Raw genomic sequence first — 17,991 nt, 5'->3', positions numbered from 1 at the left:
TACAGAATTTTTGATTAACGCCTGCCATTAAGCAGGCCACTTGGAAGCATGCTGACTATGGCTACGATTCATGTAGACGGCAAAGAATACGACGTAGATGGAGCCGACAACCTGTTGCAGGCGTGTCTCTCCCTCGGGCTCGATATTCCTTACTTTTGCTGGCATCCGGCGCTGGGAAGCGTCGGCGCTTGCCGCCAATGTGCGGTAAAGCAATACCAAAACGCGGACGATACGCGTGGCCGTTTGGTGATGTCTTGTATGACACCGGCATCCGATGGGACCTTCATTTCCATTGATGATGCCGAAGCCAAGCAGTTCCGTGAAAGCGTGGTCGAATGGTTGATGACCAACCATCCGCACGATTGTCCGGTATGTGAAGAGGGCGGCAACTGTCACCTGCAGGATATGACGGTAATGACCGGCCACAGCTTCCGGAGATACCGCTTCACCAAGCGTACTCATAACAACCAGGAACTGGGGCCGTTTATCTCTCATGAGATGAACCGCTGCATTGCCTGTTACCGCTGCGTGCGTTACTACAAAGATTATGCCGATGGCACCGATTTTGGTGTCTACGGTGCCCATGACAACGTCTACTTTGGCCGCCCAGAGAGCGGTACGCTGGAAAGCGAGTTTTCCGGTAACCTGGTAGAAGTTTGCCCAACCGGCGTATTCACCGACAAGACCCACTCTGAGCGTTATAACCGCAAATGGGACATGCAGTTTGCACCGAGCATCTGCCAGCAGTGCAGCGTCGGTTGCAACACCAGCCCAGGTGAACGCTATGGTGAACTGCGTCGTATCGAAAACCGTTATAACGGCAGTGTGAACCACTATTTCCTGTGTGACCGTGGTCGTTTTGGCTATGGCTATGTCAACCTGAAGGATCGTCCGCGCCAGCCGCAACAACTGCGTGGCAACGACTGGATCACCCTGAACGCCGAGCAGGCGATGCAGGGCGCGGCAGATATTTTGCGTCAGGCGAAGAAAACTATTGGTATCGGATCACCGCGTGCCAGCCTGGAAAGCAACTTCGCGCTGCGCGAACTGGTGGGCGCGGAGAACTTCTATACCGGCATCAATCAGGCAGAACAACAACGCCTGAACCTGATGCTTAACGTGCTGAAAAACAGTGGCGTTACCACCCCTAACCTGCGTGAAATTGAAAGCTACGATGCGGTGCTGGTGTTGGGCGAAGATCTGACCCAGACCGGTGCCCGTATTGCGCTTTCTATTCGTCAGGCGGTGAAGGGTAAAGCCCGCGCCATGGCCGCAGCACAGCGCGTGGCCGACTGGCAGATCGCCGCGGTGCAGAATATTGGCCAGCATGCTAAACACCCGCTGTTTGTCACCAACGTGGATAACACCCGCCTGGATGATATCGCCGCCTGGAACTACCGTGCGCCGGTTGATGAGCAAGCCCGTTTAGGCTTCGCCATTGCCCATGCGCTGGATGAGTCCGCACCGGCGGTGACCGATCTGGCTGCAGATCTGAACAAGAAAATTGATGTGATCGTGCAGGCTTTAGCAGGCGCGCAGAAGCCGTTGATCATCACCGGCAGTAATGCAGGTAGTGATGCCATTATCGAAGCGGCAGCCAATATCGCCAAGGCGTTGAAAGGCCGTGGGGCCAACGTCGGTATCACCTTCGTGGCCGCGGCTGCCAACAGCATGGGGCTGGCGATGATCGGCGGCGGTTCTCTGGATGAAGCACTGTCGCAACTGGAAAACGGTGCAGCCGATACCGCGATCGTGATGGAGAACGATCTCTACCGTCATGCTCCAGCAGCGAAGGTGGATGCGGCACTGGCCAAGGTTAAAAACCTGATTGTGGCCGATCATCAGCGCACCGCTATCATGGAAAAAGCCAACCTGATCCTGTCTGCCGCCAGTTTTGCCGAGAGCGACGGGACGCTGGTCAACCAGGAAGGCCGTGCGCAGCGCTTCTTCCAGGTCTATGACCCGGCTTATTACGATGACGCCAAGAACAATATCCACAGTGTGATGCTGGAAAGCTGGCGTTGGATGCACTCGTTGCATTCGACCTACACCAGCCGCCAGGTTGACTGGACGCAGTTGGACGATGTCATCGAAGCCTGTGTGGCTGCATTGCCGCAATTGCAGGGGATTGTCGAGGCGGCACCAGATGCTACCTTCCGTATCCGTGGCCAGAAACTGGCACGTTCGCCGCACCGTTACAGCGGCCGTACCGCAATGCGTGCTGATATCAGCGTGCATGAGCCGCGTCAGCCGCAGGATAAAGACACCATGTTCGCCTTCTCGATGGAAGGGAACAACAGCCCGTTGGCCAATCGCCAGCAGATCCCATTCGCTTGGGCACCCGGTTGGAACTCACCGCAGGCATGGAACAAGTTCCAGGCCGAAGTGGGCGGCAAACTGCGTCATGGCGATCCGGGTGTGCGCCTGATCGAAGCGGGGGAGGGGAACCTCGGGTACTTCACCACGATCCCGGCGGCATTCAAGGCCGAAGGCTGGCGTGTTGCGCCGTATTACCACCTGTTTGGCAGTGAAGAAATGTCGCAACGTGCCGACGTGATCCAGCAACGTATGCCGCAGGCCTATGTGATGGTCAACAGTGCCGATGCCGCTCAGCTTGGTGTGAGCGCTGGGGCCTGGTTAGAGTTTAACTGTGCTGGTCAAACGCTGCGTTTGCCGGTGCGTTTGAGCGAAACACTGGCGCAGGGGCAGGTGGGTTTGCCGCTCGGCTTGCCAGGGATCCCGCCGGTATTGGTGGGCGCAACGGTTGAAAATCTGCGGGAGGCAGCACAATGAGCTGGTTTACGCCTGGGGTGATCGAGATTTTGATCGCCGTTCTGAAAGCGGTGGCGATCCTGCTGGTGGTTGTCACCTGCGGGGCCTTCATGAGCTTCGGTGAGCGCCGTCTGCTGGGCCTGTTCCAGAACCGTTACGGGCCAAACCGTGTCGGCTGGGGCGGTTCGCTGCAGTTGGTCGCCGACATGATCAAAATGTTCTTCAAAGAAGACTGGGTGCCGACCTTCTCCGACCGGGTGATCTTTACCCTGGCGCCGATGATTGCCTTTACTTCTTTGCTGCTGGCCTTTGCTATCGTGCCGGTCAGCCCTAGCTGGGCGGTGTCCGATCTCAATATCGGTATTCTGTTCTTCCTGATGATGGCCGGTCTGGCGGTGTATGCCGTGTTGTTCGCCGGTTGGTCGAGCAACAACAAATACTCACTGTTGGGAGCGATGCGTGCTTCTGCGCAGACGCTGAGTTATGAAGTGTTCCTCGGTTTGTCACTGATGGGCGTGGTGGCGCAAGCTGGCTCATTCAACATGCAGGCGATCGTTGAGTCACAGGCCCACGTCTGGAATATTATCCCGCAATTCTTTGGTTTCCTGACCTTTGCCATTGCCGGGGTTGCGGTGTGTCACCGCCATCCGTTTGACCAGCCGGAAGCCGAGCAGGAACTGGCTGACGGTTATCACATTGAATATTCCGGGATGAAGTTCGGTCTGTTCTTTGTGGGGGAATACATCGGTATCGTTACCGTGTCCGCCCTGATTGTGACGTTGTTCTTCGGCGGCTGGCAGGGCCCGTTCTTGCCGCCATTCATCTGGTTTGCACTGAAAACGGCCTTCTTCATGGTGATGTTCATTCTGATCCGTGCATCGTTGCCGCGCCCGCGTTATGACCAGATGATGTCATTTGGCTGGAAAGTTTGCCTGCCACTGACGCTGCTGAACCTGCTGGCAACCGCAGCGGTCATTTTGTACAACGCTCAATAAGGGGTGAATAAACCATGACATTGAAAGAGTTAGTGGTTGGTTTCGGCACCCAGGTGCGCAGCCTTTGGATGATTGGCATGCATGCCTTCGCCAAGCGCGAAACCCAGATGTATCCAGAAGAGCCGGTTTACCTGCCGCCGCGCTACCGTGGCCGGATTGTGCTGACGCGCGATCCTGACGGTGAGGAGCGCTGTGTGGCCTGTAACCTGTGTGCGGTTGCTTGCCCGGTGGGGTGTATTTCACTGCAAAAAGCCGAGCGGGAAGATGGCCGCTGGTATCCAGAGTTTTTCCGCGTCAACTTCTCACGCTGCATCTTTTGCGGCCTGTGTGAAGAAGCTTGCCCAACGACGGCTATCCAGCTCACGCCGGATTTTGAAATGGGTGAGTTCAAGCGTCAGGATTTAGTGTACGAAAAAGAAGATCTGTTGATCTCAGGGCCGGGTAAATATCCGGAATATAACTTTTACCGGATGGCCGGTATGGCGATTGACGGCAAAGCCAAGGGCGAAGCCGAAAACGAAGCCAAACCGATCGACGTCAAAGGTCTGTTGCCGTAGGAGCAAGCATGGAAATTGCCTTTTATCTGGCAGGTTTGATTGCGATTGTCGCGACGATTCGCGTGATCTCGCATACCAATCCTGTACATGCGCTGCTGTATCTGATCGTTTCATTACTGGCGATCTCGGCAGTCTTTTTCTCATTGGGTGCCTATTTTGCCGGTGCGCTGGAAATCATCGTTTACGCCGGGGCCATTATGGTGCTGTTCGTCTTTGTGGTGATGATGCTCAACCTCGGCAGCGCGGTGCAGCAGCAAGAGCGTGAATGGTTGAAACCGTCGGTATGGATCGGCCCTGGCCTGTTGTCGCTGGCGTTGTTGGTGGTGCTGATTATTGCGATCCGCAGCTTGGACGATCAGGGCATCAGCGGTGAGATGGTGGACGCTAAAGCGGTGGGGATCAGCCTGTTTGGTCCTTATGTTCTGGCCGTTGAGTTGGCTTCAATGCTGCTGTTGGCCGGTCTGGTTGTAGCCTTCCACGTTGGCCGTGAACACAAGCAGGGTGAAGTGCTGAGCACTTTCCCGGCCAGTGAAATGGCGAAAAGAAAATCGGAGGAGCAAGCATGATCCCTCTCCAACATGGTTTGATTCTGGCGGCGATTCTGTTCGTTCTGGGGCTGACTGGGTTGCTGATCCGTCGTAACCTGCTGTTTATGTTGATCAGTCTGGAAGTGATGATCAACGCGGCGGCGTTGGCGTTCATCGTGGCAGGCAGCTACTGGGCCCAGCCGGACGGGCAGATAATGTATATCCTGGCGATCAGCCTGGCGGCGGCGGAGGCCAGTATCGGCCTGGCGTTGCTGCTGCAGCTACACCGTCGTCGTCATACCCTGAATATTGATACTGTCAGTGAGATGCGCGGATGAACCTATTATATTTAACTATTCTGCTACCGCTGATCGGGTTCCTGCTGTTGGCATTTTCCCGTGGCCGCTGGTCTGAGAACACCGCAGCCACCGTCGGCGTGGGGTCTATTGGTTTGGCAGCGCTGGTCACGCTCTATGTTGCGATCGATTTTCTCGGCCAGAGAGCGGCAGGCGTACAGTTGTTTGAACAGAGCCTGTGGAACTGGATGACCGTCGGTGATTTCAACGTCGGCGTGACCCTGGTTCTGGACGGCTTGTCGTTGACCATGCTGTCGGTGGTCACCGGCGTTGGCTTCCTGATCCACATGTTCGCTTCCTGGTACATGCGCGGTGAAGAAGGCTATTCACGCTTCTTCGCCTATACCAACCTGTTTATCGCCAGCATGGTGATCCTGGTACTGGCAGACAACCTGTTGCTGCTGTATCTGGGTTGGGAAGGGGTAGGGCTGTGCAGCTATCTGTTGATCGGCTTCTACTATAAAGATCCGGCCAACGGCGCGGCGGCAATGAAGGCCTTCATCGTGACCCGCGTGGGTGACGTGTTCCTGGCTTTCGCGCTGTTCATTCTGTATCGCGAGTTGGGTACGCTGAATATCCGTGAACTGATGGTGCTGGCACCGCAGAAACTGGCGATTGGCGATACCGCTATCACCTGGGCCACCCTGATGTTACTGGGTGGTGCGGTCGGTAAGTCGGCGCAGTTGCCATTGCAAACCTGGTTGGCAGATGCGATGGCTGGCCCAACGCCGGTGTCGGCGCTGATCCACGCGGCGACCATGGTCACCGCAGGCGTCTACCTGATTGCCCGTACGCACGGTCTGTTCCTGATGGCGCCGGAAGTGCTGAACCTGGTGGGAATCGTCGGGGCGGTAACCCTGCTGCTGGCCGGTTTTGCCGCGCTGGTACAAACCGACATCAAACGCGTGCTTGCTTACTCCACCATGAGCCAGATTGGTTATATGTTCCTGGCGCTGGGCGTGCAGGCATGGGATGCGGCGATCTTCCACCTGATGACGCACGCATTCTTTAAAGCCCTGTTGTTCCTGGCATCCGGCTCGGTGATCCTGGCCTGCCACCATGAGCAGAATATCTTCAAGATGGGCGGCCTGCGTAAGAGTATTCCGCTGGTTTATGTCTGCTTCCTGGTGGGGGGCGCTGCGCTGTCGGCCTTGCCGATCGTTACCGCAGGTTTCTTCAGTAAGGATGAGATCCTGGCGGGTGCTATGGCGAACGGCCACATCAACCTGATGATTGCTGGCCTGATCGGCGCGTTTATGACCTCGCTGTACACTTTCCGTATGATCTTTATCGTGTTCCACGGTGAAGAAAAAATCAAAGCTCATGCTGGTAAAGGCATCACACACCACCTGCCGCTGTTGGTTCTGCTGGTGCTGTCGACCTTCGTTGGCGCGATGATTGTGCCACCGCTCAAGGGCGTGCTGCCGGAGACCACTGAGATGGCACACGGTAGCGTATTGCAACTGGAAATCGCCTCTGGCGTGGTGGCCATTGTCGGTATCCTGCTGGCTGCTGCACTGTGGTTGGGTAAACGCAGCCTGGTGAACAGCATCGCAAACAGCGCGCCAGGCCGCTTCTTCTCGACTTGGTGGTTCCATGCCTGGGGCTTTGACTGGCTGTACGACAAAGTGTTCGTCAAGCCGTATCTGGGCGTTGCCCGGCTGTTGCAAAGCGATCCGCTGAACTCGTTAATGAACCTGCCGGCAATCTTCTCCCGCTGGGGGAACCGTGGCCTGACGGTGAGCGAGAATGGTCAGATCCGCTGGTATATCGCGTCGATGGGTGTGGGTGCAGTGGTCGTATTGGTTCTGTTGACTTTGTTCTAACAGAACAACTCGAATACGATTGTCGGGCATAACGCTCGTTAATTCAGCGTTATGTACAATGTTTTTGCTTTATACCCAAGAATTTCAAGTTGGGGCTAGGCGGCAAGTGTACGAATCCCCAGGAGCTTACTGAAGTAAGTGACTGGGGTGAGTATACGCAGCCAACAACGCACCAGCTTGAAAGGCGAAGGGTAGAATAAGGGATACAAAACGCCATGCTATTACCTTGGCTAATTCTTCTCCCCTTTATCGGCGGTCTGCTGTGTTGGCAGTGTGAGCGTTTCGGTACAAAGGTGCCGCGCTGGATCGCGTTAATTGCAATGGGGCTGACATTGGCGCTTTCTCTGCAACTGTGGTTGCAGGGCGGCTATTCACTGACCAAACCGCTGGGCATTCCGCAGTGGCAGTCCGAGTTCCTGCTGCCGTGGATCCCACGCTTTGGCATCAATATCCACCTGGCGCTGGACGGTCTGTCATTGCTGATGGTGGTGTTGACCGGCCTGCTGGGCGTGCTGGCGATCCTCTGTTCCTGGCGTGAAATTCAGAAGTATCAGGGCTTTTTCCACCTGAACCTGCTGTGGATCCTGGGCGGCGTTATCGGTGTGTTCCTTGCCATCGACATGTTCCTGTTCTTCTTCTTCTGGGAAATGATGCTGGTGCCGATGTACTTCCTGATCGCTCTGTGGGGTCATAAGGCGTCGGATGGTAAAACTCGTATCACGGCGGCAACCAAGTTCTTTATCTACACCCAGGCCAGCGGTCTGGTGATGCTGATTGCGATACTGGGCCTGGTATTTGTGCACTACAACGCGACAGGCGTGTGGACTTTTGCTTATCAGGATCTGCTGAAGACCCCGATGTCGCACAATGTTGAATACCTGCTGATGCTGGGCTTCTTTATCGCTTTCGCGGTGAAAATGCCGGTGGTGCCGTTACACGGTTGGTTGCCGGATGCGCACAGCCAGGCACCCACCGCAGGTTCTGTTGACCTGGCGGGGATCTTGCTGAAAACCGCTGCTTACGGTCTGCTGCGTTTCAGCCTGCCGCTGTTCCCGAATGCCTCTGCCGAGTTTGCACCTATTGCCATGTGGCTGGGTGTGGTGGGTATCTTCTACGGTGCCTGGATGGCGTTTGCCCAAACCGATATCAAGCGTTTGATCGCCTACACCTCGGTTTCGCACATGGGCTTCGTGCTGATTGCCATCTATACCGGCAGCCAGTTGGCTTACCAGGGGGCAGTGATCCAGATGATTGCGCATGGTCTCTCTGCGGCCGGTCTGTTCATCATCTGTGGCCAGTTGTACGAGCGCCTGCATACCCGTGATTTGCGTCAGATGGGGGGCCTGTGGGGCCGAATCAAGCTGATTCCTGCACTGTCACTGTTCTTCGCTGTGGCAACGCTGGGGATGCCGGGCACTGGTAACTTCGTCGGCGAATTCATGATCCTGTTCGGCAGCTACCAAGTGGTGCCGGTGATCACCGTGATCTCTACCTTCGGTCTGGTGTTTGCTTCGGTTTATGCGTTGATCATGATGCAGCGTGCCTACTATGGTGCAGCGAAATCTGATCAACCGTTGCCAGGCATGTCCGTGCGTGAATTGTTCATCATTCTGCTGTTGGTGGTTCTGTTGGTTCTGTTGGGCGTTTACCCTCAACCGATCCTCGACACGTCCAGTGCGGCAATGAGCAACGTGCAACACTGGTTTGGTCCGTCAGTTTCAGCAATTTCAACAACAAGGCCGTAATTCGCCATGACAATAACTCCTCAACAACTGATCGCACTGTTACCGCTGTTGATCGTCGGATTGACGGTGGTGGTTGTGATGCTGTGCATTGCGTGGCGACGCGATCATTTTATCAACGCCACCCTGACAGTCATCGGTCTTAACCTGGCGCTGCTTTCACTCTATTTTGTCGGCCAGGTTGGCCCTATGGATGTCACTCCGCTGATGCGGATTGATGGTTATTCGATGTTCTACACCGGGCTGGTGGTGGTGGCGAGTCTGGCAACCTGTACCTTCGCCTATCCATGGCTGGTGGGCTACCCGGATAACCGTGAAGAGTTCTACCTGCTGGTGCTGATTGCCGCCATGGGCGGTATTCTGCTGGCGAGTGCCAACCACCTGGCTTCGCTGTTCCTCGGTATCGAACTGATCTCGCTGCCACTGTTTGGGCTGGTGGGTTATGCCTATCGCCAGAAGCGTTCGCTCGAAGCAGCCATCAAGTACATGGTGCTGTCCGCTGCGGCCTCGAGCTTCTTGCTGTTCGGCATGGCGCTGCTGTATGCGGAATCCGGCGATCTGTCGCTGGCGGGGCTGGGTAAAAGCCTGCAGGAACATATGGTGCACCAGCCGCTGATTCTGGCCGGTATGGGCATGATGATCGTAGGTTTGGGCTTCAAACTCTCTTTGGTGCCGTTCCAACTGTGGACGCCAGATGTCTATCAGGGCGCTCCCGCGCCGGTTTCAACCTTCCTGGCAACGGCCAGCAAGATTGCGATCTTTGCGGTAGTGATGCGTTTGTTCCTGTATGCACCGGCCGCTGACAGCGAAGCACTGCGTATGGTGTTGTCGATTATCGCCTTCTGCTCGATTCTGTTCGGGAACCTGATGGCGATCAGCCAGACCAACATTAAGCGTCTGTTGGGTTACTCCTCCATCGCTCACCTGGGGTATCTGCTGGTGGCGCTGATTGCGGTGCAAACCCATCAACTGTCGATGGAGACCGCTGGCGTTTATCTGGCAGGTTATCTGTTCAGCAGCCTGGGTGCTTTCGGTGTGATCAGCCTGATGTCCAGCCCGTACCGCGGCCCGGACGTTGACTCACTGTTCTCCTACCGTGGTCTGTTCTGGCACAAGCCAATCCTGTCTGCGGTGATGACCGTGATGATGCTGTCGCTGGCGGGGATCCCGATGACCTTGGGCTTTATCGGTAAATTCTTCGTGATTGCGATGGGTGTCAGCGCGCACCTGTGGTGGTTGACCGGTGCTGTGGTGGTGGGGAGTGCGATTGGTTTGTACTACTACCTGCGTGTGACCGTCAGCTTGTTCCTCAGCGCACCGGAAAAACTGGTTCGTGATACGCCAAATAACTGGGCGTTGACGGCGGGCGGGGTGGTGGTGCTGATCTCTGCCGCGCTGGTGCTGCTGCTGGGTATTTACCCGCAGCCGCTGATCAGTCTGGTGCAGATGGCCCAACCGATGTTCTGATGAAGATTTAAGCAGTAAAAAGGTCGCTTCGGCGACCTTTTTTAATGGCTACTCAGCGTAAGTTTGAAACGACTCTTCCAATGCCTGCACTACTGCTCGAACGCGCGCCGCGCGCTGTAAATCAGGGTGCAATACCAACCAGATATCTACCCAGTCTTTGTTTTCAGGAAAGATGCGCACCAGATCGGGATCGTTATCGGCCAGGAAACACGAAAGCAGCCCAATCCCCAAACCATTACGCGTCGCGGAACGCAGCAGCAATTGCGAATTGCATTGTAATACCACATTGGGATCGGCCAGGGTTTCGCCACAGAAGTTACTCCAGTGGCGCGGCACCAGTTCACGTGGGAACATCAGCAGATCGTGGCCGCGTAAATGATCGCCCTTGGTTGGCATTCCCTGCCTGTCGAGATAACCCTGCGTGGCATAGAGGCCCATTTCAATGGTGGCCAGGCGCTTGATCACCAGTTCATCAGAATTTGGACGGGCTCCGCGGATCGCCAGATCGGCCCCGCGATAAGAGATGTCAGAAATGTTGACCGCGGTCAGTAAGGTCACGGTAATGCGCGGGTATTTCTCGCGCAGGTTTTTTAGTGCCGGTATAACAAAGGCTTCTGCCATGGTATCGGTGGTGGCGATGCGGACGTTGCCACACAGGCTTTCGTCGCCGCTGGCGGCTTTACGGCCGATCGCCTGCACTGCGTTTTCCATATTAATCACATCGGCCAGCATCTCCTCGCCTAGCGGACTTAAGGAGAATGACTTTGGCGTGCGGATAAACAGTTTGGAACCCAAGGTTTCTTCAAGAGCGCTGACCCGCCGCCCGACGGTGGCCTGATCGACGCGTAGTTCATTCGCCGCTTTTCGTAAAGTACCGTAGCGTGCCACCGCCAGGAAGAATCGTGCATCATCCCAATTCATTGTGCCGTTTCCTTCTTGGAATCTTATCTGTTTTTAGCCCATTCCCAGCGTGAAGACCTTGTTGTAAAAGGTTTTGGCGAAAAATGAGTCTCATGTATCATAATTATACATTATGTTTCAGAATATGAAAAATGCATCCTCGTGAAGCAGCTTTGCATCTTTATTTTTATTAAACAATCTTTATGCTATCAGCGCTCGTGTTGTGATCTGGTGCACATTTCGTTTTTGGAGCAACCTTTCCAGCAGCAGCAAATAGGTATGAGAGCCGGTCTTGGCGGGCGTAATTGCTTGATGAGATCCGCTCTGAATCAGTTTGGCTTATCAAGACTGGATATAAAAAATGGAATCTCACGTAGAGAGCATGTATGCCCCCGTAGCATTGGCAACTGCGGGGGGCGTCAGAGTGGTCCCGACACCTGACGTTAAAGCGACCACAAAAAACAATGCAGATGTGATTATCGAAGGTTTGGCGTCGCGTGGAATCCAACATATTTTTCTGGTGCCAGGCAAGCTTGTTTACCCGCTGATTAAATCCATTGAACATTCGACCATTACCGGCATCGTTGGCGCTCACGAAACCGCCTGTGGTTTTATGGCTGATGGCTATGCCCGCGCCAGCCGCAAATTCGGCGTTTGCCTGGGGATTTCCGGCCCGGGCACCATGAATTTCCTACCTGCCATGGCGGCCGCACAGGCCGATAAAATCCCGGTACTCTATCTGGCGGGCGGGATTGCCACTTACCATGAAGCGCAGGGCGCATTTCAAGATGGCAGCAACAGCGGCCTTGATGAGCTGACGATCGTTAAGCCGTTGCTCTCCACGGCCATTGAAGTTAAAAACAACCTCACCCTGCCGCATGAACTGCGTCGCAGTTTGTCCTGCTTGAATACCCAGCGCAAAGGGCGCGCCTATCTCAGCGTACCTATTGATATGCAGAAGACGGTCGCTGCCGGAAGAAACCAGCCAGAGCTACTGCGCATACCGGCATGCCGCGAAGCGGCAGTGGATCAACCGGCGCTGGATATGCTGCTCGACAACTATCTCCTGCGCGGGCTGAATGTGGCTTGCCTGGTGGGGAGCCGTGTGAATAATCCGCCGGATGCCGAGCTGCTGTTACGTGTGGCTGAAAAATACCGCCTGCCGGTTGCTACCACGCTTTCGGGCAAGGGGGCTTTCCCTGAGGATCATGAACTGGCGCTGGGCCTGTATGGTTTTGCTGGTCATACCCGTGCGGTGGAAACCATTAATGGTGACAGCGTGGATGTCCTGCTGGTGCTGGGGTGCGATCTCAGCCAGCGCGATAGCCTGAATTGGGATCCTAAACTGCATGGCACTAAGACGCTGGTGGTGATTGATGAGGACTTCGATAAGGCGAGTTCTCACTATCAGCCTGACGTACAGATTTTCTCTAATCTGCACGGTTCCCTGCAGGGCCTACTGCACATCATCAATGATGACGATGCGCGCCTGGTGTGCGTAAACCGGCTGCGCGATCAGTGGATGAAACAGGTGCGTACGCTACCGCTGGAACAGCAGCAGTCGGATCTGGTAGCGCGCATCGCCCAGGGCGAAGCCAATATGTACCCCGGGGATGTGATTAAACACCTGCGCCGCCGAACGGCCGATGACGCTAATGTGGTGGTGGATTCAGGTGCGCATCGTATCTTTATGGCACACCACTGGCAGGCGCGTGGCTGCGGTGACTACCATACCTCCAGCTCTCTGGCGCCGATGGGGTGGGCAATCTGTGCCGGTATCGGCATCAAGCTGGCCGCACCGCAGCGCGATTGCCTGGTCGTCACCGGTGATGGTTGTATGCTGATGCACGGTATGGAGATCCAGACTGCGGCACGCTATCAGGTAAAAATGACCTTTGTAGTGATGAACAACAGTGCACACGGTGCAGTGCATATTGATACGCTGCAAAACCGGGGTGTTTCTGCGGCGTATACCGCGTTACCGAATCATGATTGGAAAGCCTTTGCCAACAGTTTAGGGGTGGCTTCGGCCTGTGCGGCGACGCTTGAGGAGCTGGAGCATGCCCTTAGCGCTGCGGCTGAACATGATGGCCCATACCTGATTGAAGTGATGGTGGGGAACCACGTTGCCCCTAATCATTATTATGCGGAAAGTATTCGCGCATACGAGCAGCGTATAAAAAGGATATAAAACGCGATACGCCATACCCGTGGGTGTGGCGTATCGCTATTTGCTGCACTATTGCTATCCACTTCACTTCCATGTTTCACCCCATTCTATTTTTTTATCACAACAACGATGGAGCAATAACCATGTATAAATGGGTACTTCTGGCATTAATGGCCGCATTTCAAGGCAACGCTCTGGCGGCCGGTGAACACGGCGAAGGGATCACCAAAGAAACCCTGTTGAAAACAGAAACCTCATGGGAAGGCACTGCTTACCGCCACTACCCGGCAGGGGCACCGCAAATCACCATGCTTAAGGTGACGGTGGAGCCGAATAAAGTGCTGGCCTGGCATACTCATCCTTGCATCAGTGCGGTATACATGACCGGCGGCAGCGTTTCTTTGACGGTGAAAGCCACTGGCGTGAAAAAAACCTTTAAACAGGGTGACTCATTTACCGATACGGTAGATATTATCCATCAGGGCGTTTCTGGTGATAAGGGCGCCGAAATGCTGGTGTTTTTTGCCTGTGCAGATAATAAACCATTGACGGTGAAAGCCGCCGAATAATATACCCGTCATACTTCAAGCTGCAGGTGTGTTGACTACGCTCGTTCACCCCAGTCACATAGTGGCCTATGCTCCTGGGGATTATGAGCCTCATTAATGAGGCTCACCCTACGGGCCAGCGCAAGCGCTGTTCAAATCGGTCTACGACCCATTTGTCACGAGCTTGTCGCGTTACTCGGCCCAAGTTTGGGCCTCGCCCCTGTGGGGCCAGCACAAGTGCTGTTCAAAAACGCGTTGCGTTTTTGTCCTGCAACTCGAATTATTTAGGGTATAAATCATTTTGCGGCCCTTTTGGGCCGCATTCCGGGGAAATCATGGTTGCTTTATGGATGGTCGTTGCCAGTGCGTTTTTCGCCTTGATGGGGGCCTGTATCAAACTGGCTTCAGCGAAGGTCGGTTTTTTTGACATCATTTTTTATCGTTCATTTATCAATGTGGCCATCGTGGCCGCGCTGATTAAGGTCAAGCATATCGGTTTCCGCACCCGGCATCTTGGGTTACATATGAAACGTGCCGCCATTGGCAATGCTGCAATGTACTGCGGTTTCTATTCGCTGATCCATCTGCCTATCGCGACGGCAACCACCCTCGGTTACACCAATCCCATTTTCCAGTCGGTGATCGCTTTTGTCACCACTAAAGGTCAATTGACCGGTAAACTGCTGTTCTCCGTATTGTTAGGGTTTGTCGGGATCCTCATCTTGCTGCGCCCGGATGTGCCACACGGTGAATTCGCAGCGACGTTAGTCGGCCTGTTTTCCGGGTTATTAACCGCGCTGGCTTATTTTAACGTCGGTAAACTGGTGCGTACCGGCGAGCCTGAGTTGCGCGTGGTGTTCTATTTTTCGCTGGTCGGGACGCTGGTGGGCCTGGTCATGGCGACGATCGTCGGCTTTGCGGCTCTAGATGCGGCCACGCTGCTGTGCGTTTGTGCCATCGGCATCTTCGGCAGTCTGGGGCAAATCACCATGACACGGGCTTATGGCAGCGGTAACCCGGTGATTGTCAGCATCCTTTCTTACAGCACCATTATTTTCTCCACGTTGCTCGGCTACCTGATTTTCGCAGAAGCGCTGTCTTCTCTGGCTGCTGTTGGCATGGCCTTGATTATTTTCTCCGGGGCGTTAGCCATGTTACGGCGCGCACCGGCGAAAACAGCAGCTAAAACAGCGTCGGTGTGATTTTGCATCAAAATGCATGCATTAATGAATCACTGTGATGCGTTATTGGCTATTTTGACGTTGAGATCCGAACGGTATGATGAACGCGCTTTCCGACAGGAGCAGTTGCGGCAAGCGATGTTGATTGCGGGCGAAGGCCCGATCGTTGCGGGAGAGAGTAATGTCAGAGGGTGTGGCGGTTGATGGATCAGCCAGAACGGATTCGGGGGCGTCGCGTTTTGCGATTCTGTGGTTTCTCGCGCTGGCGCTGATGTCTGCGCTGCTGAACAGCAGTGCGCCGACGCCACTTTATCCTCTTTACCAGCATGAGTTAGCGTTAACCTCGGTAAGCCTGACGGTGATTTATGGCGCTTATGCGGCAGGTGTGCTGATTTCTTTGTTCGGTGTGGGCAACCTGGCGGGTAAAGTGCGGGATCTGCGTAGCATGATTGTCCCGGCGTTGCTGGTGGTGCTGGTTGGAGCACTGCTGTTTGCGCTGGCGGACTCCTTTACCATGCTGTTTATCGCGCGTTTGCTGGCTGGGATCGGCACCGGAGCGTTGACCGGCGCGGCGAATATCGCCCTAGTGCGTTTTGGCCCCAAGGACGGGGGCAAGAATGCGGCGTTGATCGCCACGCTCTCGTTCACTACCGGGCTGGCGCTGGGGCCGATCTTCAGCGGTGTGGCATTACAGACCGGGTTCTATACCACGTCGATGCCGTTTGTCATTATTATGTTCGTTGCTGCCACCGCAGCATTGGGTGTGATGCTGAAATGGCCGCAGGATGTGGCGCTGGTGGTAAGCAGCGGGCAGGCTGTGGAAACCAGAGTGGAAAACAGCAGCCTGGCGGCAGGGTTACGCGCAACCGGCAGTCAATTTTTCCTGTGTGCTGGGGCATTATTCACCTGCTGGGCGGTAGCGGCGAGTATTCTGGCGATAGGCCCCAGCGTGGCCGAAAAGCTGCTGGGTATGCAAAGCCGCGGCGTTTATGGTTATGTGATCGCGGTGTATCTGGTTATTGCCGGTATCAGCCAGATCTTGAGCCGTCGCTTTAAGGCACGCTATTCGCTGATGTTTGGCTGCCTGGCGCAGGCGCTGTCGGTGGTGGTGTTTGCCGAGGCAATTCAGCTCTATTCGCTGGGGTTGGCCGCGGTGGGTATGGTGATTGCGGGCTATGCCTACGGGGCGATCTTTGTTGGCAGTGCCACCTTGGTGAACCTGATTTCACCGAAGGCCAGCCATGCGCGTTTGATTTCGTTATTTTATGTGATTGCCTACGTTGCCAACTGGGTACCTATTTTGTTGGGAGTGGTGATCGACCATGCCAGCCTGCATCTGGCCGTTAATCTGTTATTTCTGGTCAGCGCCGTGGTTTGCCTGGCCCTAGGTTTACTGGTAATGCGAGCCAAATTCCCACGTTAAAACGGATTAAGGGTAAGCCGTATTACTACCGATTTCCCTGGTGTTGTGTATCATTTTCAGCGTGCTTGCACGCTGTTTTTTTTATGAAAATCCCCCGATTACCTGCAATGCCGGTCAGTTAAACGCAAAACTGCATAATCATGCATCAATGGCTAAAGGCGTCGCCCTTGTATGTTTGTAGTTGATGTAAAAAGATAGGTTGTACCGTGTTCTTACCCGGCGTGGCAGCACGTACGCCCTCTGGGACACCAAGCCCGTGGGAGAGCTTATTGCGCCACGTCGGTTTCATGATGAGCCCGAACAGCTGCCTGGACGACGATGCTGTCAGTCCGTATCACGCAAGGCTGGGAGACATGAGATGAAGCAAAAGACTTACGTCGGTATTGATATCGCCAAAGAGAAGTTCGACGTGTTTATCAACACAGACCAGCGTATTGCTCAATTTGTGAACCGCCCCGGTTTTCTTGGAGAGTGTTTAGTCCTTTATTTGATTCAATTCGGCCTGGCTTGTTGCACTTGAGAACCAATGGCTCGCCCAAAAGCAGGAAGTCCATTAGCCTGCCAGCCAAAAGGCTGCATATGGATTTCACGCGCCCACCCCGCACCTTTGAATTTTGCCGCGTGGTAAATCAACCAAGCTTGTCCGTGATTGTCGGTAAAAAAGCCGTTATGTCCCGGGCCATAGACATCGGCGGCTTCATTCTTGCTAAAGACCGGTGCCGGATGTTTACGCCAATTAGCCGCTACCATCGGGTCGCCCCCGTTGAACAGCAGCAGACCAAGGCAATAATCATCTGTCCAACTTCCGCTGGCAGAGTAAACAATGAACGCCTGGCCTTTAGGGTTGAATAACACCTGTGGTGCTTCGTTAACCTGCGGTGTTCCAACCTGTTCCCACGCAAATTCGGGCCTGGATATTTCGACACGTTCACCCATTAATTGCCACGGAGTAGCCATTCTGGCGATATAAAGACGCTGCTGTTCATTAGTATCGCCTTCCCAACCCGACCAGATAAAGTAACGTTTTCCTTCAAACTCGAAAATAGTGCCATCAATAGCCCATTTATCACTGGCATCCGCTATCTTTCCAGACTGAGTTGCCGCTGGGTAATCATAGTGACTGAACGGATCGCTATTTTCTGATTGCAGCACATACATACGTTGTCGGGTCATATCACCTGCAGATGCAGCAAAATAGATGTACCAACGGCCATCCAGATAATGTAACTCAGGTGCCCAGACATGCTCGCTATTTACACTATTGGGTTTAGGCATCCATACGACTTTCTGTTCAGCATTTTCCAAATCACTCAAATCTGTCGTGCGCCATAGCGTGATATTACTCGCCGTGGTTTGAGTGTAGTAATAATAACCATCACTATGATGTACTACCCACGGATCGGCACCATCGCTCAGGACCGGGTTAGTAAACGTGGTATTTGCCTGTAATGACATGATATTTCCCATCATTAATAAAATAAAGATACCCATCCAGTGCGTTACCTGATGCTTCATATTCCTTTTCAT

14 protein-coding genes are annotated in these 17,991 nt (G+C 54.4%); 12 read left to right on the top strand and 2 right to left on the bottom strand.

Annotated features, from left to right (window positions below; all coding sequences use genetic code 11):
• The first annotated feature begins 57 nt into the window (after positions 1–57).
• The 8 genes from nuoG (at position 58) to nuoN (ending at position 10,242) form a co-directional block, all read left to right on the top strand.
• Positions 58–2,793, top strand: a complete 2,736-nt coding sequence (gene nuoG / locus WG891_RS05080) for an NADH-quinone oxidoreductase subunit NuoG (protein WP_337261766.1) — start codon at positions 58–60, stop codon at positions 2,791–2,793.
• Positions 2,790–3,767: an NADH-quinone oxidoreductase subunit NuoH gene (gene nuoH, locus WG891_RS05075; RefSeq protein ID WP_076941574.1), complete on the top strand. Its 978-nt coding sequence runs from the start codon at positions 2,790–2,792 to the stop codon at positions 3,765–3,767. Before nuoG ends, nuoH begins: the two co-directional genes overlap by 4 nt.
• A 14-nt stretch (positions 3,768–3,781) precedes the next feature.
• Positions 3,782–4,324, top strand: a complete 543-nt coding sequence (nuoI, locus tag WG891_RS05070) for an NADH-quinone oxidoreductase subunit NuoI (RefSeq protein ID WP_076941573.1) — start codon at positions 3,782–3,784, stop codon at positions 4,322–4,324.
• A gap of 8 nt (positions 4,325–4,332) precedes the next feature.
• Positions 4,333–4,890, top strand: coding sequence for an NADH-quinone oxidoreductase subunit J (gene nuoJ / locus WG891_RS05065; protein WP_337261765.1), 558 nt, complete (start codon positions 4,333–4,335; stop codon positions 4,888–4,890).
• Complete coding sequence (nuoK, locus tag WG891_RS05060; protein ID WP_156292564.1) at positions 4,887–5,189, top strand: NADH-quinone oxidoreductase subunit NuoK; 303 nt, start codon at positions 4,887–4,889, stop codon at positions 5,187–5,189. The genes nuoJ and nuoK overlap by 4 nt, the downstream gene beginning before the upstream one ends.
• Entirely contained in the window at positions 5,186–7,033 is a 1,848-nt protein-coding gene (gene nuoL / locus WG891_RS05055) for an NADH-quinone oxidoreductase subunit L (protein ID WP_156292565.1), read from the top strand. Before nuoK ends, nuoL begins: the two co-directional genes overlap by 4 nt.
• 215 nt (positions 7,034–7,248) lie before the next feature.
• Positions 7,249–8,778 carry an NADH-quinone oxidoreductase subunit M gene (nuoM, locus tag WG891_RS05050; RefSeq protein WP_337261764.1) on the top strand — a complete coding sequence of 510 codons (1,530 nt, stop codon included), beginning with the start codon at positions 7,249–7,251 and terminating at the stop codon, positions 8,776–8,778.
• A gap of 6 nt (positions 8,779–8,784) precedes the next feature.
• Entirely contained in the window at positions 8,785–10,242 is a 1,458-nt protein-coding gene (gene nuoN, locus WG891_RS05045; protein WP_337261763.1) for an NADH-quinone oxidoreductase subunit NuoN, read from the top strand.
• A 48-nt stretch (positions 10,243–10,290) separates the two neighbouring features.
• On the opposite strand, the gene WG891_RS05040 is transcribed toward nuoN, so the two are convergent.
• Positions 10,291–11,163 carry a LysR family transcriptional regulator gene (locus WG891_RS05040; RefSeq protein WP_337261762.1) on the bottom strand — a complete coding sequence of 291 codons (873 nt, stop codon included), beginning with the start codon at positions 11,161–11,163 and terminating at the stop codon, positions 10,291–10,293.
• Between the two features lie 340 nt (positions 11,164–11,503).
• Here WG891_RS05040 and WG891_RS05035 point away from each other — a divergent pair, with 340 nt between their 5' ends.
• From WG891_RS05035 to WG891_RS05020, 4 genes are all read left to right on the top strand, one after another.
• Positions 11,504–13,333 (top strand): thiamine pyrophosphate-binding protein, encoded by a 1,830-nt coding sequence (locus tag WG891_RS05035; protein WP_337261761.1) that lies wholly within the window; start codon positions 11,504–11,506, stop codon positions 13,331–13,333.
• Positions 13,334–13,455: 122 nt separating this feature from the next.
• Positions 13,456–13,881 (top strand): cupin domain-containing protein, encoded by a 426-nt coding sequence (locus WG891_RS05030; RefSeq protein WP_337261760.1) that lies wholly within the window; start codon positions 13,456–13,458, stop codon positions 13,879–13,881.
• A gap of 314 nt (positions 13,882–14,195) precedes the next feature.
• Positions 14,196–15,062 (top strand): DMT family transporter, encoded by an 867-nt coding sequence (locus tag WG891_RS05025; RefSeq protein ID WP_337261759.1) that lies wholly within the window; start codon positions 14,196–14,198, stop codon positions 15,060–15,062.
• A 160-nt stretch (positions 15,063–15,222) separates the two neighbouring features.
• On the top strand, positions 15,223–16,464 hold the full coding sequence (locus WG891_RS05020) for an MFS transporter (RefSeq protein ID WP_337261758.1): 1,242 nt from the start codon (positions 15,223–15,225) through the stop codon (positions 16,462–16,464).
• Positions 16,465–16,956: 492 nt separating this feature from the next.
• Here the strand turns inward: WG891_RS05020 and WG891_RS05015 are convergent, their stop codons facing one another.
• On the bottom strand, positions 16,957–17,991 hold the full coding sequence (locus WG891_RS05015; RefSeq protein WP_337261757.1) for a glycoside hydrolase family 43 protein: 1,035 nt from the start codon (positions 17,989–17,991) through the stop codon (positions 16,957–16,959).

It is taken from the genome of Serratia sp. MMO-28, from assembly GCF_037199905.1.
Classification (GTDB): Bacteria; Pseudomonadota; Gammaproteobacteria; order Enterobacterales; family Enterobacteriaceae; genus Chania; species Chania oryzae.
The sequence above is the reverse complement of the archived record's forward strand: the minus strand, read 5'-3'. Positions and strand labels throughout refer to the sequence as shown.

Excerpts from the sequence above, each read along its gene's own strand:
- nuoG (WP_337261766.1), top strand. The coding sequence starts at position 58 with ATGGCTACGATTCATGTAGACGGCAAAGAATACGACGTAGATGGAGCC.
- nuoH (WP_076941574.1), top strand. The coding sequence starts at position 2,790 with ATGAGCTGGTTTACGCCTGGGGTGATCGAGATTTTGATCGCCGTTCTG.
- nuoI (WP_076941573.1), top strand. The coding sequence starts at position 3,782 with ATGACATTGAAAGAGTTAGTGGTTGGTTTCGGCACCCAGGTGCGCAGC.
- nuoJ (WP_337261765.1), top strand. The coding sequence starts at position 4,333 with ATGGAAATTGCCTTTTATCTGGCAGGTTTGATTGCGATTGTCGCGACG.
- nuoK (WP_156292564.1), top strand. The coding sequence starts at position 4,887 with ATGATCCCTCTCCAACATGGTTTGATTCTGGCGGCGATTCTGTTCGTT.
- nuoL (WP_156292565.1), top strand. The coding sequence starts at position 5,186 with ATGAACCTATTATATTTAACTATTCTGCTACCGCTGATCGGGTTCCTG.
- nuoM (WP_337261764.1), top strand. The coding sequence starts at position 7,249 with ATGCTATTACCTTGGCTAATTCTTCTCCCCTTTATCGGCGGTCTGCTG.
- nuoN (WP_337261763.1), top strand. The coding sequence starts at position 8,785 with ATGACAATAACTCCTCAACAACTGATCGCACTGTTACCGCTGTTGATC.
- WG891_RS05040 (WP_337261762.1), bottom strand. The coding sequence starts at position 11,163 with ATGAATTGGGATGATGCACGATTCTTCCTGGCGGTGGCACGCTACGGT.
- WG891_RS05035 (WP_337261761.1), top strand. The coding sequence starts at position 11,504 with ATGGAATCTCACGTAGAGAGCATGTATGCCCCCGTAGCATTGGCAACT.
- WG891_RS05030 (WP_337261760.1), top strand. The coding sequence starts at position 13,456 with ATGTATAAATGGGTACTTCTGGCATTAATGGCCGCATTTCAAGGCAAC.
- WG891_RS05025 (WP_337261759.1), top strand. The coding sequence starts at position 14,196 with ATGGTTGCTTTATGGATGGTCGTTGCCAGTGCGTTTTTCGCCTTGATG.
- WG891_RS05020 (WP_337261758.1), top strand. The coding sequence starts at position 15,223 with ATGTCAGAGGGTGTGGCGGTTGATGGATCAGCCAGAACGGATTCGGGG.
- WG891_RS05015 (WP_337261757.1), bottom strand. The coding sequence starts at position 17,991 with ATGAAAAGGAATATGAAGCATCAGGTAACGCACTGGATGGGTATCTTT.